This window comes from Craterilacuibacter sp. (assembly GCF_051659485.1).
GTDB lineage: Bacteria > Pseudomonadota > Gammaproteobacteria > Burkholderiales > Chromobacteriaceae > Craterilacuibacter.
In genome coordinates this window covers 1-20,227 of the sequence record NZ_JBOFOO010000145.1, presented here as the reverse complement: position 1 = coordinate 20,227, position 20,227 = coordinate 1, and the positions used below count along the sequence as shown (strand labels likewise).

The 20,227-nt window shown below is 60.2% G+C and carries 20 protein-coding genes; 11 read left to right on the top strand and 9 right to left on the bottom strand.

Features of this window, described 5'->3' with window-relative positions; genetic code table 11:
- Positions 1-151 precede the first annotated feature (151 nt).
- The 3 genes from ACRC1E_RS05080 to ACRC1E_RS05070 all read right to left on the bottom strand — a co-directional run bounded on the left by ACRC1E_RS05080 (position 152) and on the right by ACRC1E_RS05070 (position 2,987).
- Positions 152-382 (bottom strand): hypothetical protein, encoded by a 231-nt coding sequence (locus tag ACRC1E_RS05080; RefSeq protein WP_438514024.1) that lies wholly within the window; start codon positions 380-382, stop codon positions 152-154.
- An 81-nt stretch (positions 383-463) separates the two neighbouring features.
- Positions 464-1,555 (bottom strand): polyamine ABC transporter substrate-binding protein, encoded by a 1,092-nt coding sequence (locus ACRC1E_RS05075; protein ID WP_438514022.1) that lies wholly within the window; start codon positions 1,553-1,555, stop codon positions 464-466.
- Positions 1,556-1,658: 103 nt separating this feature from the next.
- Positions 1,659-2,987, bottom strand: coding sequence for a glutamine synthetase family protein (locus ACRC1E_RS05070; protein WP_438514021.1), 1,329 nt, complete (start codon positions 2,985-2,987; stop codon positions 1,659-1,661).
- A gap of 338 nt (positions 2,988-3,325) precedes the next feature.
- On the opposite strand from ACRC1E_RS05070, the gene ACRC1E_RS05065 reads away from it, so the two are divergent.
- From ACRC1E_RS05065 to ACRC1E_RS05020, 10 genes are all read left to right on the top strand, one after another.
- Positions 3,326-3,856 carry an RNA pyrophosphohydrolase gene (locus ACRC1E_RS05065; RefSeq protein ID WP_438514020.1) on the top strand — a complete coding sequence of 177 codons (531 nt, stop codon included), beginning with the start codon at positions 3,326-3,328 and terminating at the stop codon, positions 3,854-3,856.
- A gap of 14 nt (positions 3,857-3,870) precedes the next feature.
- Positions 3,871-4,467 carry a DUF2238 domain-containing protein gene (locus ACRC1E_RS05060; RefSeq protein ID WP_438514019.1) on the top strand — a complete coding sequence of 199 codons (597 nt, stop codon included), beginning with the start codon at positions 3,871-3,873 and terminating at the stop codon, positions 4,465-4,467.
- Between the two features lie 29 nt (positions 4,468-4,496).
- Positions 4,497-6,461: a DNA topoisomerase IV subunit B gene (gene parE / locus ACRC1E_RS05055; protein ID WP_438514018.1), complete on the top strand. Its 1,965-nt coding sequence runs from the start codon at positions 4,497-4,499 to the stop codon at positions 6,459-6,461.
- Between the two features lie 122 nt (positions 6,462-6,583).
- Positions 6,584-7,648 (top strand): uroporphyrinogen decarboxylase, encoded by a 1,065-nt coding sequence (hemE, locus tag ACRC1E_RS05050; protein ID WP_438514017.1) that lies wholly within the window; start codon positions 6,584-6,586, stop codon positions 7,646-7,648.
- 329 nt (positions 7,649-7,977) lie between these two features.
- The gene (locus tag ACRC1E_RS05045; protein WP_438514016.1) at positions 7,978-10,155 is read left to right on the top strand and encodes a primosomal protein N'; all 2,178 of its coding nucleotides are present in this window, start codon (positions 7,978-7,980) and stop codon (positions 10,153-10,155) included.
- On the top strand, positions 10,155-11,552 hold the full coding sequence (gene dacB, locus ACRC1E_RS05040; RefSeq protein WP_438514015.1) for a D-alanyl-D-alanine carboxypeptidase/D-alanyl-D-alanine endopeptidase: 1,398 nt from the start codon (positions 10,155-10,157) through the stop codon (positions 11,550-11,552). Before ACRC1E_RS05045 ends, dacB begins: the two co-directional genes overlap by 1 nt.
- Positions 11,553-11,599: 47 nt before the next feature.
- On the top strand, positions 11,600-11,857 hold the full coding sequence (gene grxC, locus ACRC1E_RS05035) for a glutaredoxin 3 (protein WP_438514014.1): 258 nt from the start codon (positions 11,600-11,602) through the stop codon (positions 11,855-11,857).
- A gap of 85 nt (positions 11,858-11,942) precedes the next feature.
- Positions 11,943-12,395: a protein-export chaperone SecB gene (gene secB, locus ACRC1E_RS05030; protein ID WP_438514013.1), complete on the top strand. Its 453-nt coding sequence runs from the start codon at positions 11,943-11,945 to the stop codon at positions 12,393-12,395.
- 5 nt (positions 12,396-12,400) lie between these two features.
- Positions 12,401-12,847: an SH3 domain-containing protein gene (locus tag ACRC1E_RS05025; protein WP_438514012.1), complete on the top strand. Its 447-nt coding sequence runs from the start codon at positions 12,401-12,403 to the stop codon at positions 12,845-12,847.
- A 16-nt stretch (positions 12,848-12,863) separates the two neighbouring features.
- On the top strand, positions 12,864-13,859 hold the full coding sequence (locus ACRC1E_RS05020; RefSeq protein WP_438514011.1) for an NAD(P)H-dependent glycerol-3-phosphate dehydrogenase: 996 nt from the start codon (positions 12,864-12,866) through the stop codon (positions 13,857-13,859).
- Between the two features lie 59 nt (positions 13,860-13,918).
- Here the strand turns inward: ACRC1E_RS05020 and ACRC1E_RS05015 are convergent, their stop codons facing one another.
- The 6 genes from ACRC1E_RS05015 to aroQ form a co-directional block, all read right to left on the bottom strand.
- A complete protein-coding gene (locus ACRC1E_RS05015; protein ID WP_438514010.1) occupies positions 13,919-14,686 on the bottom strand; it encodes an SDR family NAD(P)-dependent oxidoreductase in 768 nt (255 codons plus the stop codon).
- A gap of 124 nt (positions 14,687-14,810) precedes the next feature.
- Positions 14,811-15,929 (bottom strand): DUF3426 domain-containing protein, encoded by a 1,119-nt coding sequence (locus ACRC1E_RS05010; RefSeq protein WP_438514009.1) that lies wholly within the window; start codon positions 15,927-15,929, stop codon positions 14,811-14,813.
- 3 nt (positions 15,930-15,932) lie between these two features.
- Positions 15,933-16,823: a 50S ribosomal protein L11 methyltransferase gene (prmA, locus tag ACRC1E_RS05005; RefSeq protein ID WP_438514008.1), complete on the bottom strand. Its 891-nt coding sequence runs from the start codon at positions 16,821-16,823 to the stop codon at positions 15,933-15,935.
- Positions 16,824-16,825: 2 nt separating this feature from the next.
- A complete protein-coding gene (gene accC / locus ACRC1E_RS05000; protein ID WP_438514007.1) occupies positions 16,826-18,184 on the bottom strand; it encodes an acetyl-CoA carboxylase biotin carboxylase subunit in 1,359 nt (452 codons plus the stop codon).
- Positions 18,185-18,282: 98 nt separating this feature from the next.
- On the bottom strand, positions 18,283-18,738 hold the full coding sequence (gene accB, locus ACRC1E_RS04995; protein ID WP_438514006.1) for an acetyl-CoA carboxylase biotin carboxyl carrier protein: 456 nt from the start codon (positions 18,736-18,738) through the stop codon (positions 18,283-18,285).
- Positions 18,739-18,769: 31 nt separating this feature from the next.
- Entirely contained in the window at positions 18,770-19,240 is a 471-nt protein-coding gene (aroQ, locus tag ACRC1E_RS04990) for a type II 3-dehydroquinate dehydratase (RefSeq protein ID WP_438514023.1), read from the bottom strand.
- Between the two features lie 274 nt (positions 19,241-19,514).
- Here aroQ and queA point away from each other — a divergent pair.
- Positions 19,515-20,227, top strand: a 713-nt coding sequence (gene queA, locus ACRC1E_RS04985; protein WP_438514005.1) for a tRNA preQ1(34) S-adenosylmethionine ribosyltransferase-isomerase QueA, incomplete at its 3' end; no start/stop codon positions are given.

Genomic DNA, 20,227 nt, shown 5'->3' with positions numbered 1-20,227 from the left:
GAACAGGCCGGCGAGCATGATGGCTATCGTAGTTTTTTGCATTTTTCTCCTTCTCCTTGGTTATCAGCCCACCGCTGATCAAGCCTTGCTGCGCCTGTTCAGGGGCGGATTACGGTCGTGCAAGTACAGCTTGGCGGTTAACCCATCAGACTTATTTTAGGAAGTTCTGCAGTGCCCATGGCGTGACGATGCGGTTTAATTCCTCGTTCTCCACTTTACTGTGTGCACAGTAACGGGCGACAAATTCGGCACCGAGTATTTCGGCCAGATCCGTGCTGTTTTCCAAGGCGGTAATGGCGTTGCCTAGCGTCGCAGACCGTAGGCACTGCCTTGCAGTGCGGCATCTGATCTTCTGCCTGATCCCAAGCAAACCACATGCCAGTGTCGCGGCCAGCAGGTGCGGTTATCGTAGCGCCACGCCCCAAAAACCATAACCTAGTTGGGGGGGGCGTGGCGGCGCTACTTATTTTCCGGTCTTGATTTCCATCCACAGTCGCGTGCTCACACGCTGCACTTTCGGGTCGATAGGCTTCATGATGAAGCTCTTGGCCATCACCGCCTGACTCGGGAAGATAGATGGGTTCGCGAGGTTTTCCTTATTGATGAACTTGCGTGCTTCCAGGCTGCCCGACGCGAACGTCACGTAGTTGGCATTGGCTGCGGCGACCTTAGGGCGCAGGTTGTTGTCGATGAACTTGTACGCGTTGTCGATATTTTTGGCATCTTTGGGTATCACCATGCTGTCGATCCAGATGCCGACGCCTTGCGCGGGAACCAGTGGCTGTATCTTGACGCCGTTCTTCGTCTCAAGTGCCCTGTTGCGTGCGATATTGAAGTCGCCACCGAAGCCGAGTACCAGACATAGCGAGCCACCAGCCAGTTCGTTGATGTAGCCGGAGGAAGAGAAGCGGGTGATGGACGGGCGGATCTGTTTGAGCAGCAGTGCTGCCGCCTTGTAGTCGGCTTCGTTCTTGCTAGCCGGATCCTTGCCCAGGTAGTGCAGTGCCATCGGGAAGACTTCGGATGGTGAATCGAAAATGCTGACACCGCAGTTCTTGAGCTTGGATACGTACTCGGGCTTGAATAGCAAATCCCACTGGTTGGCCGGTAGCTTTCCGCCGAGCGCCTTGTTGACCTTGTCGACGTTGATTCCCAGTGTATTCATCCCCCACAGGTGGGGTATCGCGTACTTGTTGCCGGGGTCGGCTTCGGCAAGCAACTTCATTACCTCGGGATCCAGCCCTTTGTAGTTGCTCAGCTTGCTCTTGTCTAGCGGATGGTAGAGCCCGGACTGGATCTGCTTTGCAAGAAAAGTGTTACTGGGCACGACGATGTCGTAGCCTGATTGGCCGGTCAGCAGTTTGGCTTGCAGGATCTCGTTACTGTCGTACACGTCGTAACGCACCTTGATCCCGGTTTCCTTCTGGAAGTTCGGAACCGTGTCTTCTGCGATATAGTCAGGCCAGTTGTAGACATTGACTTCTTTGCTGGCTGCTAGCACTGCGTGGCTGCCGAGCAGGCCGGCGAGCATGATGGCTATCGTGGTTTTTTGCATTTTTCTTCTTCTCCTTGGTCATCAGTCCGCCGCTGAGCAAGCCTTGCTGCGCTTGCTCAGGGGAAAATTACGGTTGTGCAAGTACAGCCTGGCGGTTAACTCATCAGACGTATTCCAGTAAGTTCTGCAGCTCCCATGGTGTGACGATGCGGTTGAATTCCTCGTCTTCCACTTTCTTGAGAGCACAGTAACTGGCGACAAATTCGGCACCGAGTATTTCGGCCAGATCCTCGCTGTTTTCCAAGGCGGTAATGGCGTTGCCTAGTGTGCGGGGAAACGCATAGGGCAGGCCGTAGGCACTGCCTTGCAGTGCGGCATCCGGCTTGATCTCCTGCCTGATCCCAAGCAAGCCACATGCCAGTGTCGCAGCCAGGGCGAGATAAGGATTGGCATCCACCCCCGGCAGACGGTTTTCTACCCTGCGGGCTGCGGGCGGGCTATGCGGAATACGCAGACCGCAGGTGCGGTTATCGTAGCCCCACGCCACATTGATAGGCGCAGCCGAGAAGGGAGCCAGCCGGCGGAAGGAATTGACATAGGGGGCAAACAGCAACATGGCGTCCGGCAGGTAGTGCTGCAAGCCGCCGATGTAATGGAAAAAGCAGGGTGCCGGCTTGCCATCGGGCAGGGAGAAGGCATTCAGGCCGGTTTGCAGATGGATCAGGCTTTGATGGATATGCATGGCACTGCCTGCATCATCGGCCATAGGCTTGGCCATGAACGTGGCAATCAGCCCGTGCTGGCGGGCAGCTTCATGTACGGTACGTTTGAACAGGAAGACCTGGTCGGCCAACGCCAGTGCGTCGCCATGATCCAGATTGATTTCCAGCTGGCCACGTCCGACTTCATGCAATACCGCCGCCGCACCTATGCCCTGCTCGTGGCAGTAGCGGTAGATATCGTCGAGTACCGCGCTGAAGGTATCGGCGGCATCGATGCTGTAGGGGCGTCGCCGTGTTTCGCGCTGGCCATGCCGGCCACTGGGCGCACCGGGTGGCTGGCATGGGTCGGCTGCCGCTGCTGTCAGGTAAAACTCCATTTCAGGGGCCACAATGGGTTGCAAGCCCAGTGCCTGATAATGTGCAAGTACCCGTTTGAGTACATTGCGTGGAGCTTGTGGAACCGGCGTGCCATCTTCGGCATGGCAATCATGAATCAGCTGGGCGGTAGGCTCGCTGGCCCAAGGCAGTGGGCGCAGGCTGGCAAGGTCGGCGATCAGACGCATGTCGGGGTCTGTAGCGGGCACCAGTTGTTGCTGGCAGTCCCCGCTGATGCTTTGCACCAGCCCCACCAGAGGGAAGCGCAATTCACTGCCTGTTGTCAGGCTGTCGCTGGATACACGCTTGCCGCGTGCGGTACCGGATAGATCGGGAATCAGGCATTCGACGCGGGTGATGCCGCGCTCGTTTAGCCAGTTGGATAAATTGCTCATCAGTCGTTTCCTTTTACTTGCGTACTTGCTTGAAAGAGGGCGCAGTTAGGGGAAACGGGCTTAGGTCACGCCGGGCAAGGGGCTGCGCAAGTGGGGCGGGGTGGGCGCCCGCCAGGTGGTTTTTGCCATGCTCTGCATAATGGATGTTGTCTCTTTTATTCTTATGGCGTAATTGGTGCCTCCTTGTCTTGTAGCCGCCTGAACGGGCTGCGTCAATTATATTTAACGGCTGTTGCGGCGCGTCAAATGTACAATCCGCGCCGATCAAGGCGCGTGCCGATGGCACGGTGTGGTGAAATGTGCAAAAATCCCCGCAACTCATGAATGCAGGTTTCACCATGCTGGACCGGGATGGATACCGCCCCAATGTCGGAATCATCCTCATTAATCAACACAATGAGGTGTTCTGGGGCAAACGCGTGCGCGAGCATTCGTGGCAGTTTCCGCAAGGAGGTATCAAGCCGGGCGAAAGCCCGGAGGCTGCCATGTATCGCGAACTGATGGAAGAAGTCGGCTTGCTGCCCCGCCATGTCAGGATTATTGGCCGCACGCGCGACTGGCTGCGCTATGAGGTGCCGACCAGTTGGGTCAGGCGCGAGTGGCGCGGCAGTTACAAAGGGCAAAAGCAGATCTGGTTTTTACTCAGGCTGGTCGGGCGCGATAACGATGTTTGTCTGCGCGCCACCAATCACCCTGAGTTTGATGGCTGGCGCTGGAACGACTACTGGGCACCGATAGACAGCGTGATCGAGTTTAAGCGTGGCGTATACGAGCGTGCCTTGCACGAGTTGTCGCGCTTTCTCAAGGGCATGGAGACGCACGAGGAGTTCATCGCGCGTGTCGGTGATGCGCGGGGGCTCGACGGCTGAGGCCCGCCAGTCGGTTGTCGCGCCCGTGGTGGCTATTGCTATGGCTGCTACCCATCACGCTATGGTCGGCTATCGCGCCGCATGATCGCGCAACCTGGTTGCTGGAGGCCTTGCCGGTATTGCTGGGCCTGCCGCTGGTGCTTGGCTTATGGCCGCGCTTCGCATGGACGCGGCTTGCGCTGTGGCTGATGCTGCTGCATAGCGCCATCCTGCTGCAGGGAGCGCACTATACCTATGCCGAAGTACCGGCAGGCTTGTGGCTGCGCGATGCACTGGATCTTTCCCGCAATCACTACGACAGGCTGGGCCATTTGGCGCAGGGTTTTGTACCGGCCATTCTGGCGCGCGAAGTCTTGCTCAGAAAGACGGCGCTCAAGCGCGGCTTCTGGCTGACCTTGCTTGTCACCTCGTTTTGTCTGGCATTTTCAGCCTTCTATGAGCTGATCGAATGGTGGGTCGCCATCTCCATCGGCGCGGATGCCGATGCCTTTCTCGCGACCCAGGGCGACCGGTGGGACACCCAGTGGGACATGTTCCTCGCCCTTATCGGTGCACTGACATCACAATTACTGCTGTCCCGACTGCATGACCGTGAACTTGCCCGGCTGTAGTTGGTGACCATAATATTCAACAGGACATCATGACCCAACAATACGATGAATCTTCAGTACGGGTACTCAAAGGCCTGGAGCCGGTCAAAGAGCGCCCGGGGATGTATACCCGTACCACCGACCCCACCCATATCTGTCAGGAAGTCATAGACAACGCCGCCGACGAAGCGCTGGGCGGCTTTGCCAAGAAGATTGCCGTAACCGTGCATCTGGATGGCTCGCTGTCGGTCGAGGACGATGGCCGCGGCATTCCGGTCGGCCTGCATCCGCAGGAGAACGTGGCGGTGGTCGAACTGGTGTTTACCCGCTTGCACGCCGGCGGCAAGTTCAACAAGAAGGATGGGGGGGCTTACGCCTTCTCCGGCGGCCTGCACGGTGTCGGCGTGTCGGTGACCAATGCCTTGTCTACCCGGCTGGAAGTCGAGGTCAAGCGCGAAGGCGGGGTTTATCAGCTGGCCTTCTCCGGCGGGGATGTGATCGAGCCGCTGGCGCGTATCGGCGATTGCGGGGCGCGTACCAGCGGCACCCGCGTCCGTATCTGGCCGGATGGCAAGTATTTCGAAAGCCCGCGTTACTCCATTACCGAACTGGATCGTCTGCTGCGTGCCAAGGCGGTGCTGTTGCCTGGCGTGGTGGTCAGCCTGACGCTGGAAAAGGCCGGTGGCGACGAAGTCCGGGTCTGGCAGTACCCCGACGGCCTCAAGAGCTATCTGGCCGAGTTGTGTGGCGGGGACGAACCGATTGCGCCGCTGTTTGCCGCAGAAGCCTTTATCGGGCCGGATCACGAGCAGTATGCCCCGGGCGAGGGCGCGCAATGGGCGCTGGCATGGTTCGATGAGGCCGGTGGTGGCGAGAGCTACGTCAACCTGATTCCGACCCCGCTGGGCGGTACGCACGAGGCCGGCATCCGCGCCGGTGTGTTCGATGCGGTGAAGAGTTTTGTCGATCTGCACAATCTCTTGCCGCGCGGCGTCAAGCTGATGGCCGAGGACGTGTGGAGCCGGGTACGTTTCGTGCTGTCGGCACGGGTACTCGATCCGCAGTTTCAGGGGCAGACCAAGGACAAACTCACCAGCCGCGATGCACTCAAGCTGATTTCATCGGTGGTGCGCGATCCGGTCGAGCTGTGGTTGAACCAGCATGTAGAAGCCGGCAAGAAGATCGCCGAGTTGGCCATCCGCCAGGCGCAGTCGCGTTTGCGCTCGGTCAAAAAGGTCGAGAAGAAAAAGGGCTCGGGCGTGGCCGTGTTGCCGGGCAAGCTGACCGATTGCGAGAGTGAAGATATCGCCCGCAACGAGCTTTTCCTGGTCGAGGGTGACTCGGCCGGCGGTTCGGCCAAGCTGGCGCGCGACAAGGAATATCAGGCCATCCTGCCTTTGCGCGGCAAGGTGCTCAATAGCTGGGAGACCGACCGTGACCAGCTGTTTTCCAATGCCGAAATCCACGATATCTCGGTGGCGATCGGCGTTGACCCGCATGCACCGGGCGAGGATGCGGATTTGTCCGGCCTGCGCTACGGCAAAATCGCCATCCTGTCCGATGCCGACGTGGATGGTTCGCATATTCAGGTGCTGCTGCTGACGCTGTTTTACCGCCACTTCTCCCGCTTGCTGTCTGCGGGGCATATTCATATTGCGCAGCCGCCGCTGTATCGTGTCGATGTGCCGGGCTCGGGCAAAAACCGCCCGCCCCGCAAGCTGTATGCGCTGGACGAGGGCGAGCTGGAAGCCATCATCGACCGGCTACGCAGCGAAAATGTACGTGAAGGCACATGGAGCATCTCCCGCTTCAAGGGCTTGGGCGAGATGAATCCGGAGCAGCTGAAAGACACGACCATGCATCCCGATACCCGCCGCCTGTCGCGGGTCAAGGTGCGTGGCGGCGCAGCCGACGAGACCCGCCGCATGTTTACCATGCTGATGGGCAAGGGTGAGGCTGCCAGCCGTCGCGGCTGGATGGAAGCCAAGGGCAACGAGGCGATTGCCGACGTATAGCCCGCTGCTGGCGGACATTTTGATGACGGCATGGCCGGCTAAGCCCGCTCATGCCGTCCTTGCCTTTATGGCGGCAGGCTTGCAGGTATAATGGCCGGCATGCAAACGACGTGGCTTATCACATGACCCAACTTAAAAACGATACCTTTTTACGCGCGCTGCTGAAGCAGCCGGTGGCCTACACCCCGGTGTGGATGATGCGTCAGGCCGGACGCTATCTGCCGGAATATCGCGCCACGCGTGCCCGTGCCGGCAGCTTCATGGGTTTGTGTACCAGCCCGGACTACGCGACCGAAGTGACACTGCAGCCGCTGGAGCGTTTTCCGCTGGATGCGGCCATCCTGTTCTCCGATATTCTGACCGTGCCCGACGCCATGGGGCTGGGCTTGTATTTTGCCGATGGCGAAGGCCCTAAATTCGAGCGTCCGCTGCGCGATGAAGCCGCGATCAAGGCGCTGGTCGCGCCACATGTGGAAGACAAGCTGCAGTATGTATTCGACGCCGTATCCAGCATCCGTAAGGCGCTGGACGGGCGTGTGCCGCTGATCGGTTTTTCCGGCAGTCCGTTCACGCTGGCGTGCTACATGATAGAGGGCGGTGGTTCGGCCGACTTCCGTCATCTGAAGGCGATGATGTACGGCCGCCCCGAATTGCTGCACCACATTCTGGATGTCAATGCGCGCACGGTAACCGAATACCTGAACGCCCAGATTCGTGCCGGCGCGCAGGCCGTACAGATTTTCGATACCTGGGGCGGTGCGCTGACCGGACCTGCCTACCGCGAGTTCTCGCTGTCCTATATGCAGCAGATCGTCAGCGGGCTGATCCGCGAGCACGAAGGACGCCGCGTGCCGGTGATCCTGTTTACCAAGGGTGGTGGCCAGTGGCTGGAAGCCATGGCTGAAACCGGTGCCGATGCCCTGGGTCTGGACTGGAGCACCGATATCGGTGACGCCCGCGCCCGCGTCGGCGGCAAGGTCGCCTTGCAGGGCAATCTTGACCCTAATGTCTTGTTCGGCAGCCCCGAGGGCATAGCGCAGGAAGTGGCACGCATTCTGGCGTCTTACGGCAGTGGCAGCGGCCATGTATTCAATCTTGGTCACGGCATCTCGCAATTTGCCGATCCGGCACACGCCGGGGTACTGGTCGAGAGCGTGCACCGGCTGTCGCGGGCCTATCACGGCTAAGGTCAATGCGTATCTTTATGGCATTTTAATACGGGCGTACGGCATGGTTGACAGCCGGCGCCAACATTGATCCACCAAGTTATGCACATCAGGCGGGCGGCGAACGTCATCTGTCAAGCCTGTTGTAACAAAAAAAACATCAATCGCGCAAACCCTTATGTAATAAGGCTTTGCGCGATTGTTTAAAATTTGTGCAATCCACAGAAACGGCAGGCCTGCCGGCTTTTCCAGCGGTTTTCTCAGGGTTGTGCACAAAGTTATCCACAAAAATTGTGTACAGCTTGCGCAAACCCGCGCCAGATATGGTTTTGCGTGCTAGCAGGGTAAAGATGGATACATTCGAAACAGTCGAGGTGCTGCTGGATGTGCCCTTGCACGGGACATTCACCTATCTTGCGCCGGCGGCACTCGCACCCGGTACACGGGTAGAGGTGAACTTTCGCGGTCGCAAGCAGTGTGCCGTGGTCAGTAGCGGTGTGGTGAGTCCGGCACTTGATCCGGCGAAAATAAAGCCTGTGGCGGGTGTATTTGACGAGTTGCCGCCCTTGCCTGCCGCACTATTGCGCCTGATCGATTTTGTGGCCGCCTATTACCACTATCCCAAGGGTGCTGCGCTATTTACCGCCTTGCCGACTGCCTTGCGCGTGCCGCAAGCTGCGCGCTTGGCGGACCGGCGGCTCTGGGGATTGACGACTGTGGGTCTCGCCGAGGCGCCGCCGCCACGTCAGCGTGCACGGCTGGCCTTGTGGCAGGCTTTACAGGGTGGGGCATTGCCTTTGGCGGCTTTGCGTGCCGTCTCTATGCAGGCGGGCAAGGTGCTGGCGCAATGGCAGGAAGAGGGCAAGGCCGAGCGGGTGTTACCCGCGCTACCCGAACTGGCCGTTGCCGCCGGACCCGGTTTGAATCAAGAGCAGCAGGCCGCGCTGGATGCCATTAGCGCCAGTTTCGGCCATTTCCAGAGTTGGCTGTTGCAAGGGGTGACCGGTAGCGGCAAGACCGAAGTCTATCTGCGCCTGATCGAATGCGCGCTGGCTGCCGGCCGTCAGGTGCTGGTACTGGTGCCGGAAATCAGCCTGACGCCGCAGTTGCTGCAACGCTTTGCCGGCCGTTTCCCGGCCACCCGCATCGCCGCGCTACATAGTTCGCTGGCCGATGGCGAGCGGCTGGAAGCTTGGGTTGATGCCTGGCAGGGGCGTGCCGGCATCGTGATCGGCACCCGGCTGTCGGTATTCGTTCCGCTGCCTGCGCTGGGGCTGATCGTGGTGGACGAAGAGCACGACGGCTCACTCAAGCAGCAGGACGGCCTGCGCTACCATGCCCGCGATCTGGCTATCTGGCGCGCCCGCGACGCCGGCGTGCCCATTGTACTGGGCAGCGCGACGCCCAGTCTGGAAACGGTGGCCAATGCCGAGGCCGGCCGTTATCGCCGCCTGTATTTGCGCGAGCGTGCGCATGCCGGCGCCGTCTTGCCGGCGGTCCATCTGGTCGATACGCGCTTGCTGCGCCTGACTGACGGCCTGTCCGAGCCGGTGGTGGCGGCTTTGCAAAAAAGGCTGCAGCGGCGCGAGATGAGCCTGGTATTTATCAACCGGCGCGGTTACTCGCCGGTGCTGGCCTGCCCGCAATGCGGCTGGACCTCGGGTTGCAAGCGCTGCTCCAGCAAGCTGGTGTTGCATCTGATGCAGCGCGTGTTGCGTTGCCACCATTGCGGCTGGGAAGAAGCCGTACCGCGCGTATGCCCGGATTGCGGCAATCTCGACATCCAGCCCTTGGGCGAAGGCACGCAGCGGCTGGAGTCGGCCATCCAGCGCCTGTTGCCCGAGGCGCGCGTCTTGCGCATAGACCGCGACAGTACCCGCAGCAAGGATGCGTGGGACGAGGTCTACCGCAAGGTGCACGCCGGCGAGGTGGATATCCTGATCGGCACCCAGATGCTGGCCAAGGGACATGACTTTGGTGCCCTGAGTCTGGTGCTGGTGCTGGGCGCCGATGGCGGCCTGTATTCGGCCGATTTTCGTGCCGGTGAACGCCTGTTTTCCATGCTGATGCAGGTGGCCGGGCGTGCCGGCCGCGCTGGCCTGCGCGGCGAAGTGCTGGTGCAGACGCAATGGCCAGAGCATCCCTTGTATCTGTCGCTGGTGGCGCACGACTTTGACGGTTTCGCCATCCGCGAGCTGGCGGCACGGCGTGATGCACATTTTCCGCCGCTTATTTTTCAGGCTTTGCTGCGCGCCGATGCGCATGCGGCACACGAAGCCGACGCTTTTTTGCAGCAGGTCAAGGACGAAGCCGGCGCATGGGCGGGGCCGGTGGCGTTATTCGGGCCGGCGCCGGCCACCATGGCGCGTCTGGCCGGGCGCGAGCGCATGCAACTGGTGATCGAGTGTGCCGACCGGCGTGCCTTGCACCAGTTTCTGGATAGCTTGCTGCCGGTGCTTGCAGGGCTGGGGCGCAAGGCTGCCCGTGGCCTGCGCTGGTCGCTGGATGTCGATCCGACGGAGATGTGATGAAGCACGCTTACCTATTGGCTAGCCTGCTGGCCGCGCTGGCGTTGCCCTTGAAGGCAGAATCGCTTGATCTGGCCGGCTTGCGCGCGGATGAAGTTGCGCTGTGGGTGGGCAGGGTCGGAAGCCCTGACGTACTGGCCGAGCATCGCGCCGATGTGGCGGTCAATCCGGCCTCGACCATGAAGCTGGTGACCAGTTTTGCCGCGCTGGAGACGTTGGGGCCGGCGTGGCGCTGGCATAGCGATCTGCTGGCGAGCGCGCCCATCGTCGGCGATACCTTGCAGGGCGATCTTGTCTGGCTGGGGCGTGGCGATCCCTTATTTGACCTGCCGGCGCTGGATGCGCTGCTGGGCGAGTTGCGCCTGCGCGGTGTGACGCGTATCAGTGGGCGGCTGGTGCTGGATAAGGGCGCTTTTAGCGGCAGCGGCAGTGCCGACGATTTCGATGCCGATGCCGAGCGTGCCTTTGCCGTCGCACCCGATACCCACCTGACCCATCTCAAGGTGGCCTGGTTGCATTATTACAACGAGGGCGGCGCGGCGCGGGTGGTGCTGGAGCCGGCCTTGTCCGGCGTGACGCTGCTCTCGGAACTGAGTGATGGCGGCGATCGTGGCGAGAGCCGTTGCGGCGATGTGCGCCGCCGCGTCGAAATCCGCCAGCAGGGTAGCCAGATCCGCGTCAGCGGCAGCTTGCCGCGTGTCTGTGACGGCGCAAGCAGCTTTGTCAATGTACTGTCGGCCGATGACTATGCCGCGCAGGCCTTTGCCGCGCGCTGGGCAAGGCTGGGCGGCTTGGGGCCGGCCGGTTTTGCCGTAGGCAGGACACCGGTAGATGCGCGGCGCCTGGCACGCTACAGCTCGCCGCCCTTGGTGCAGGCCTTGGCCGCCATCAACCAGTACAGCAATAACACCATGGCGCGCAGCCTGTTCTTGACGCTGGGCGCCGAGCGCCCGGTCAGCGGCGATACCATCGCCGATGCCCGTCGCGTGGTCGGGCAGGTGCTGGCGGCCAACAGCTTGGATGGACAAGGCCTGGTGCTGGAAAACGGTGCCGGCCTGTCGCGGCGCGAACGGGTGTCGGCGCGCGAACTGGGCGAATTGTTGCGTGCAGCGGCGCGTAGCCCCTATGCCGCCGAGTTTATCGCCAGCTTGCCGGTGGCCGGCGCAAGCGGCACGCTCAAGCAGCGTCTGGGACAATGGGGGCCGCGCCTGCGCCTGAAAACCGGAACCTTGTCCGGCGTGCGCGCGCTGGCCGGTTACTGGCTGGCTCCGGATGGCGAGCGTCTCGCTATCGTGGCCATCATCAATAGTTCGCGTGCTAGCGAGCTGCAGCCGAATCTGGATGCGCTGCTGGACGGGGTGCTGGCACGCTATGCCCGCATAGCGGCAGCGAGTTGACGTTATAATCGCGGTTTACCGATCACACCTTGAGGGCGAGGCACAAAATGAAAATAGTCACCATGTACACCACTGCGGTCTGCCCTTATTGCATTCGTGCCAAGCAGATCCTTAAAAGCAAGGGCGTAGAGCAGATTGAGGAAGTCCGTATCGACCTTGATCCTGTTGCCCGCGACAGCATGATGGGCATCACCGGCCGCCGTACCGTGCCGCAAATCTTCATCGGCGAAACCCATGTCGGGGGCTGCGACGATCTGGAAGCGCTGGCCCATGCCGGCAAGCTGGACGTGCTGCTGGCTGACTGAGTGGCCGTCGTTCACGCTTTCATGCGATGATGCGAATCTGCTTGAGCCTTATGTTTTCTTACCCAATATCTTTACGAGATCTGTTATGAGCGAACAACAAGAAGTACAGCCGGTATTCTCCATCGAAAAAATCTACGTCAAGGATCTGTCGCTGGAGGTGCCCAACGCCCCTGCGGTCTTCCTTGAGCAGGCTCAGCCTGAAATCGACATGCAGCTGGGTAGCGAAGGCAAGCAGATTGATGACGGCTTCTTCGAGTGCACGCTGAATATCACCGTCACCGCCAAGCTGGCCGACAAAACCATGTTCCTGTGCGAAGTGGCGCAGTCCGGCATCTTCCGCATCGAAAACATCCCGGCTGAAGATATCGATCCGATTCTGGGTGTGGCTTGCCCCAACATCCTGTTCCCGTATGCACGCGAAACCGTCTCCAGTCTGGTGAATCGCGCCGGCTTCCCGCCGGTACTGCTGGCACCGATCAACTTCGAGGCGCTGTATATGCAGCAGCGCGCGCAGATGGCCGAAGCCGGTAACGCCTGATTATCATGAAGCTAAGCCATACACTGGCCGCGCTGGTGCTGGCGGCGTCTGCCGCCGCGCCGGTGTTTGCGCTGGAATTCCGTTCGGTCAAGGAAACCGGTGTCTCGCTGTATGATGCGCCGGCGCTGAATGCCAAAAAGCTGTTTGTTGTCAGCCGCTACTATCCGGTCGAAGTGCTATCCACCCAGAAAGAGTGGGCGCGGGTACGCGATGCCAGTGGCGGTATTGCCTGGATTCCTGCCGCAGCCTTGTCTGTGCAGCGCATGCTGGTGGTCACCTCGGCTTCGGCCGAGGTGAGAGTCGCCGCTGCGGATAGTGCCGCCGTTGCCTATCGTCTGGACAAGGATGCGGTGGTCGAGCTGATCGCGCCGGCACAGGCCGGCTGGGTCAAGGTCAAGCACCGCGATGGTGCGAGCGGTTTTGCCCGCATCAATACCCTGTGGGGATTGTGATGAACGGGAGCAGTAGATGAAACTTGCCGTATTGGGCGCGGGTGCCTGGGGAACTGCACTCGCTATTGCCTTCGCCCGCCAGCACGAAGTGACTTTGTGGGGGCGCGATGCCGCGCTGATGGCGGCGCTGACAGAGGAAGGCGTCAACCGCCGCTATCTGGATGGCTGCCCCTTGCCGGCCTCGCTGGCGCTGACAGCCGAGCTGTCTGCTGCGGTGGCTGATGCCGAGCTGGTGTTGGTGGTGACGCCGATTGCCGGCCTGCGCCCCAGCTTGCGGGCACTCAAAGCCTTGCGTCAGGATGATGTGCCGCTATTGTGGGCCTGCAAGGGTTTCGAGGCCGGCTCCAGTCTGCTGCCGCATCAGGTGGTGGACGAAGAGATGCCGCATCTGACACGTAGCGGCACCCTGTCCGGGCCGAGTTTTGCGCGCGAAGTGGCGCAAGGCATGCCGGCGGCGGTGACACTGGGGTCGGAAAACGCGGCCTTTGCCAGCGAGTACGCACGCTTGCTGCACAGCCCGCTATTGCGTATTTACGCCAATGACGATCTGGTCGGCGTCGAAGTGGGCGGTGCAGTCAAGAACGTGATGGCGATTGCCACCGGCGTGGCCGACGGCATGGGGTTGGGGATGAATAGCCGTGCGGCGCTGATTACCCGCGGCCTGGCCGAGATCACCCGTCTGGCCGTCGCTATGGGCGCCAGCCAGCAAAGCATGCTGGGTTTGTCTGGCGTCGGCGACCTGATCCTGACCTGCACCGGTGCGCTATCGCGCAACCGTCAGGTGGGGCTCAAGCTGGCCGAGAACAAGCCGCTGGATGTGGTGCTGGCCGAGCTTGGGCATGTGGCCGAGGGGGTCTCCACCGCACGCGAAGTGCTGAATATGGCTGAGCGGCTGGAAGTCGATATGCCGATTACGGCCGCCGTGTGTGCTTTGCTCTATCACGGCGCCCAGCCGCAAGAGGTGGTCGAGCAATTGCTGGAGCGCTCGCCCAAGAGCGAGTTCGGCGACTAGACCTTCGCCTGCTGCCGATGCAAAAACACCCATCCAGACGGATGGGTGTTTTCATTTTATTATTGTGCGGTATTGCCACCATCTACCGGCAAAGCAATGCCGGTAATGTATTCAGCCAACTCGCTCGCCAGAAAAACCACGGCTTTAGCTACATCCTCACCACAACCCAAGCGCCCTAAGGGGACCCATTCTTTGGCCTTATTCTGAGCCTCGGCAACGGGGCTGACTTCGGACATTCCCTCATACTGGCCAGACTCCCACCATTCCACTACGGTGTCTCCAGGGCATACTGCATTTACCCGAATGCCATCTGGTCCATGGTCTAAGGCCAAGGCCTTCGTCATTTGCACCACCGCACCTTTGCTACTGCAATATGCCACGGCATTTCGCCCGCCTTTTAGTCCCCAGTCTGATGCATTGTTCACAATAACGCCGCCACCTTGGTCGCGCATATGGGGGATCACCGCTTTGGCCATGCGCCATGTTCCGACGACATTGAGATCAAGGATCTTCTGCCAGTCAGCTTCGCTCGAATGCTCGGCATCGGCCAGAAAAATCCAACCGGCATTGTTGAACAACACGTCTAAGCGGCCTGTTTTGCTTATTACGGTTTGCACTACCCTTTCACAGTCAGCCATGTCCTGATGGTTAGCCGGTAAAAAACCAATGCCCTCCGCTTCTAGCGCAGCACCCGCCTCGAGGCGACGGCCGGTCGCAAATACGGTTGCACCCAATTGCTTGAACAATTTTGCGGTGGCTTTGCCTATACCCGAAGTGCCTCCCGTTACCAAGATGGTTTTGCCTTTAAAATTCAGGTATTCACACATTTTTACCCTATACCAACTTGGTTGCGGCCACTGTTTTTAGCTTCATGAATTAAATTATCTGCTCGCAAAAACAGAGCATCATCATTTTCTGTGTGTTGTATGGTGGTCACACCGAATTCGCTACTCACGGATACAGCCAGTTCACGCTATAGCCCAGCGAGCCGTTGCGCGCGCCCAGGCGTGCAGCGTCGAAGCGTTGGCTGATGCGTACCTGACTGCCGGCGGCAAAGCGTCCGGCCTTGAGTTCGGCGGCGGGCAAATATTCGGCAGGGGGCAGCACCTTGCGTACCAGTACCCGGTCTTCACTGTCGGTCAGTGTCAGCTCCATCGCCGGCCAGGCTTGCGGATAGCGGGCATGGTTTTTCAGCGTGGCGGTGAACTGGACGAGGCCAGGGTGATCCGGCACCACCGTCAGCTCCGACCATTCGGTACGCAGCAGCTGGCGGTCGGTGGGCAGGGGAACCGTGCAGCCCAGATTGGTGCACACCTGCTCCAGTGTCGGGCGCAGCTCGGGCAGCTCGGCACTGATGCGGGTGCGGTTCAGGTAGACCAGTTGGCCGGCGAGGATGAATAAACCGCTTATGCTGGCCACCGCCAGCAAGGCATTCAGTCCGCCACGCCTGGATGCGGGTTTGTGGTCTGCCGGCGCGCTAGGCTCGGCAGCGGCCGGGGTGGGATGCTCGAAGGCAGGCTCCGGGGGCCGGCTATCGTCCATCGACGGCTCCAGCCTTGTGCGCGCTGTGCGCAGGGTATCCGGCTCGGCCACGGCGTCGTCAAAGGGATTGCCCAGCGGCATTTCCGGCAGCGGCGCTGTCGCTTGGGGCGTCTCAGGTGGCTCTATGCTGCGCGAGGCCTGCTTGGGGCTACGTAAAGCATCGGCCAAGGCTTGCTGGAACTCCGCCAGCTCCGGGTTTTCTGGTGCTGGTGGCGGCAGTTCTTCTTCTGCCGGCCAGGGTTCCGCTTCGGCTTCGGCCTGCATCATGGCCGGCCCGGCAGCTTCGGCAGGCGTTGGCGGGTAGTCGGCCGGGTCGAAATCCGGCAGCTCCAGCTCGAAGTCGTCTGCCGGCGTGCGTGCAGGCAGCGGCTCGGCAGCCGGCACTGGCGGAGGTATGTCCTGCAGGTAATCGGAAGCATTGAATACATGCGCACAACGCCCGCAGCGGACAAAACCGCTGGCGACGGCCAGTTGTGCATCGCTCACCTTGAAACGGGTCTGGCACTGTGGGCATTGTGTAGTTGGCATGATTCAGGCGCGTCGCGTTCCGGTCAGTCGGGTCCAGCCTTCGTCAAACACCGGCGCATCCATCTCGAACCAGGCCGCGTAGATGGCGGACAGCTCTTCGGCCTGCTCTTGCAGGATGCCGGAGAGGACGATGTTGCCGCCGGTCTTGACGTGGCTGGCCAGCATTTCACCCAATAGACGCAGCGGGTTGGCCAGAATATTGGCGACAACCACGTCGACCTTGGTGGCAGGCGTCGCATCCGGCAGACAGAACATGCCGCTGACCCCGTTTTGCGCCGCATTATCAATGCTGGCACGCACTGCTTGCGGGTCGATATCGACACCGGTGACTTCGTTGGCACCAAGCTTGAGCGCCGCAATGGCCAGAATGCCGGAGCCGCAACCGTAGTCGAGTACCGATTCGCCGCCCTTGATGCTGGCGTCCAGCCATTGCAGGCACAAACGGGTGGTCGGGTGACTACCGGTACCGAAAGCCAGACCGGGATCGAGTTGCAGGTTGATCGCGTTTGCGTCCGGCGCATCATGCCAAGTCGGGGTGATCCACAAGCGCTCGGAGATGCGGATAGGGTCAAATTGGCTCTGGGTCAGACGCACCCAGTCCTGCTCTTCTACCCGCTCCAGCGTGTAAGGGGGCAGGGCGATGGCGCAGGCCGTCGCGGCGGCGGCGATCATCAGCAGCAGATCGGCGTCTTCTTCGAACAGCGCGATGATCTTGCTGTTTTTCCACATCTGCTCGACCGGTTCGCCCGGCTCGCCGAAGATCGGCTGCTCGGCCTCGGTGCCGGCCAGCGCATCCTCGATGGATGCCGACAGGCAGCCGGCATCCATCAGTGCATCGGCAAATTTTTCGGCGACAGCCGAGTCGGTATCAATGGTGGCTTGTTGCCAGGCCATATTCAGTTTCCTTTTTTCATCTGGGCGAGGCGCTCTTCCAGATAGTGAATGCTGGTGCCGCCACGACGGAATGCGCTATCCAGCAGCAGTTCCTGATGCAGCGGAATATTGGTCTTGATGCCGGAGATGGCCATTTCGGACAGGGCGACACGCATGCGCGCCATCGCCTGTTCGCGGGTGTCGCCGTAGGAAATCACCTTGCCGACCATGGAATCGTAGTGTGAAGGTACGGTGTAACCCTGATAAATGTGCGAATCGATACGGATACCGGGGCCGCCGGCCGGATGATAGCCGTCGATCTTGCCCGGAGACGGGACAAAGGTAAACGGATCTTCGGCATTGATACGGCACTCGATAGAGTGGCCCTTGAGATGCACGTCTTTTTGCTTGTAACGCAGCTTTTCGCCGGCGGCGATGCGGATCTGTTCCTGCACGATATCGATGCCGGTAATCAGCTCGGTCACCGGATGTTCGACCTGTACCCGGGTGTTCATTTCGATAAAGTAGAACTCGTCGTTTTCATACAGGAATTCGAAGGTGCCGGCGCCACGGTAGCCGATGCGGCGGCAGGCTTGGGCGCAGGCTTCACCGATTTTCTTCCGCTGCTTGTCGGTAATGCCCGGTGCCGGTGCTTCTTCGATGATTTTCTGGTGGCGACGCTGCATCGAGCAGTCGCGCTCGCCCAGATAGATCGCATCGCCGTATTCGTCGGCCAGAATCTGGATTTCGATATGGCGCGGTTCCTGCAGGTATTTCTCCATGTACACGGTCGGGTTGCCAAAGGCGGCACCCGCTTCGGTACGCGTCATATCCACCGCATTGAGCAATGCCGATTCGGTGTGTACCACGCGCATGCCGCGGCCACCACCACCACCGGATGCCTTGATAATGATCGGATAGCCGATCTTCTTGGCGATCTGGATAATGGCTTCGCTGTCGTCATCCGGCAGCGCCCCTTCCGAACCCGGCACGCAGGGAACGCCGGCGGCGATCATGGCGTGCTTGGCCGAAACCTTGTCGCCCATCTGGCGTATGGTTTCCGCGCGCGGCCCGATAAATACGAAGCCGGACTGCTCGACACGCTCGGCAAAGTCGGCGTTTTCCGACAGGAAGCCGTAGCCGGGGTGGATGGCTTGGGCATCGGTCACTTCAGCGGCGGCGATGATGGCCGGCACATGCAGATAGCTTTTGCTGGATGGCGCCGGGCCGATGCATACCGACTCGTCGGCCAGCTTGACGTATTTGGCTTCGCGGTCGGCTTCGGAATACACCACCACGGTTTTGATGCCCATTTCGCGGCAGGCACGCTGGATACGCAGCGCGATTTCACCACGGTTGGCGATCAGGATTTTTTCGAACATGAATCATATCTCCGCAAGGCGTGAGAAAGGCAAAGAGCAAGAGGCCGACCGGCGAACGATCCGCGTCTTGCTCTTCTGCTCGTGACGGGTGTACAGCCTTATTCGATGATGAACAGCGGTTCGCCGTATTCCACCGGCTGGCCATCTTCGGCAACGATAGCCGTGACCACACCGGCACGGTCGGCTTCGATTTCATTCATCAGCTTCATCGCTTCGATAATGCACAGTTTATCGCCGACGGCGACCTGCTGGCCCACTTCAATAAATGCCTTGGAGCCCGGGCTGGATGAGCGGTAGAAGGTGCCGACCATAGGCGACTTGACCGCATTGGCGTTATTGGCCGGGGTCACTTCGGCGGCTACCGGGGCGGCGGCTACCGGGGCCGCCGCGGGTGCGGCTTGTGGCAGCTGGTATTGCATGGGTTGGGCAAACATCTGGTGCTGTTGCGAAACACGGGTAATGCGGACTTTCTCTTCGCCCTCGGTCACTTCCAGCTCGGCAATGCCGGATTCTTCTACCAGATCGATCAGTTTTTTCAGTTTACGCAGGTCCATGCTGATCCTAATTTCTTTATGAGTTGTTGGCTTAGCGCGACTGGCGGAGGGCAGTGAGCACATGGGCCAGTGCGAGTTCGTAACCGGAAGCGCCCAGTCCGCAGATGACGCCGACTGCCAGATCCGAAAAATAGGAATGCTGGCGGAAGGGTTCACGGGCATGCACATTGGACAGGTGCACTTCGATAAAGGGAATCTTGACGCCGGCCATCGCATCACGCAGCGCAACGCTGGTATGGGTGAAGGCGGCGGGATTGATGATGATGAAGGCCGTGCCGTCGGCAAGCGCCGCGTGCACACGATCGATCAGCACATGCTCGGCATTGCTTTGCAGGGTTTCCAGTGCAAAACCGGCGGCCTGAGCCTGCAGGTGCAGGCGCTGGTTGATATCTTCCAGCGTGTCGCTACCGTAGTGTTGTGGCTCGCGCAACCCGAGAAGATTGAGGTTGGGGCCATGCAAAACCAGAATACGGCGTGCATCCGGAGCAGAGTCAGCTTTCATCATGTACGCAAGTTTGCCGCAAATGTCGGCAATAAGTCCAGCTTTAGCAGAAATTCAAGTAGGTGCATGCAGTTGAAATGGCTATTGTCGTGCGGGTATGTAGAGCTAAAACACTAGCATTGGCGGGCATTCTACTGCATGGCTGCGATTTTGTACCTGTCGCTTAAAATATGGCTTGATCTGGCGCAAAGCCTGACTGCTCATGCAAGCTGCGTGCCGCAGGACAGGTGGCAGGGGTATAATCGCCCGCATTTGCCTTGAATAGTGCTTCATCATGCAACTGTCTGATTTTGATTATCACCTGCCCGAACACCTGATTGCCCAGTATCCTCCACAAACGCGCGGCGCCAGCCGGCTTTTGCATGTCGCCGGCAGTGCGCTGACCGACAAGATGTTTGTCGATCTGCCAAGCTTGCTCAGCGCGGGTGATGTCCTGGTTTTCAACGATACGCGGGTGATCAAGGCGCGTCTGTTTGGCGAAAAAGCCTCGGGCGGCAAAATTGAAGCCCTGATCGAGCGGGTGCTGGATGAACATACGGCGCTGGCGCATGTGCGCGCGTCCAAATCGCCCAAGCCGGGCACGCGGCTGGTGTTTGCCGGACGCTGGCAGGCCGAGATGGTCGAGCGTGTGGGCGAACTGTTTAAACTGCGTTTTCTGGATACGGAAAACCTGTTCGATATCCTTGAGGCTTCGGGCAAGCTGCCGTTGCCGCCTTATATCGAGCGCGACACCGACAGCGACGACGACGCACGTTACCAGACTGTGTATGCCAAGGAGCAGGGCGCGGTCGCCGCGCCGACAGCCGGCCTGCACTTTACCGATGAAATGCTGGCCCGCCTTGAGGCGCACGGCGTGAAGCTTGCCTATGTCACCCTGCATGTCGGTGCCGGCACCTTTCAGCCGGTGCGGGTCGACAATATTGCCGATCACAAGATGCACAGCGAGATTTACGACATTCCGGCGGCGACGGTGGAGATGATCGCCCA

Coding starts and splice junctions, on each gene's coding strand:
- ACRC1E_RS05075 (WP_438514022.1), bottom strand. CDS start 1,555: ATGCAAAAAACCACGATAGCCATCATGCTCGCCGGCCTGCTCGGCAGC.
- ACRC1E_RS05070 (WP_438514021.1), bottom strand. CDS start 2,987: ATGAGCAATTTATCCAACTGGCTAAACGAGCGCGGCATCACCCGCGTC.
- ACRC1E_RS05065 (WP_438514020.1), top strand. CDS start 3,326: ATGCTGGACCGGGATGGATACCGCCCCAATGTCGGAATCATCCTCATT.
- parE (WP_438514018.1), top strand. CDS start 4,497: ATGACCCAACAATACGATGAATCTTCAGTACGGGTACTCAAAGGCCTG.
- hemE (WP_438514017.1), top strand. CDS start 6,584: ATGACCCAACTTAAAAACGATACCTTTTTACGCGCGCTGCTGAAGCAG.
- ACRC1E_RS05045 (WP_438514016.1), top strand. CDS start 7,978: ATGGATACATTCGAAACAGTCGAGGTGCTGCTGGATGTGCCCTTGCAC.
- dacB (WP_438514015.1), top strand. CDS start 10,155: ATGAAGCACGCTTACCTATTGGCTAGCCTGCTGGCCGCGCTGGCGTTG.
- grxC (WP_438514014.1), top strand. CDS start 11,600: ATGAAAATAGTCACCATGTACACCACTGCGGTCTGCCCTTATTGCATT.
- secB (WP_438514013.1), top strand. CDS start 11,943: ATGAGCGAACAACAAGAAGTACAGCCGGTATTCTCCATCGAAAAAATC.
- ACRC1E_RS05025 (WP_438514012.1), top strand. CDS start 12,401: ATGAAGCTAAGCCATACACTGGCCGCGCTGGTGCTGGCGGCGTCTGCC.
- ACRC1E_RS05020 (WP_438514011.1), top strand. CDS start 12,864: ATGAAACTTGCCGTATTGGGCGCGGGTGCCTGGGGAACTGCACTCGCT.
- ACRC1E_RS05015 (WP_438514010.1), bottom strand. CDS start 14,686: ATGTGTGAATACCTGAATTTTAAAGGCAAAACCATCTTGGTAACGGGA.
- ACRC1E_RS05010 (WP_438514009.1), bottom strand. CDS start 15,929: ATGCCAACTACACAATGCCCACAGTGCCAGACCCGTTTCAAGGTGAGC.
- prmA (WP_438514008.1), bottom strand. CDS start 16,823: ATGGCCTGGCAACAAGCCACCATTGATACCGACTCGGCTGTCGCCGAA.
- accC (WP_438514007.1), bottom strand. CDS start 18,184: ATGTTCGAAAAAATCCTGATCGCCAACCGTGGTGAAATCGCGCTGCGT.
- accB (WP_438514006.1), bottom strand. CDS start 18,738: ATGGACCTGCGTAAACTGAAAAAACTGATCGATCTGGTAGAAGAATCC.
- aroQ (WP_438514023.1), bottom strand. CDS start 19,240: ATGAAAGCTGACTCTGCTCCGGATGCACGCCGTATTCTGGTTTTGCAT.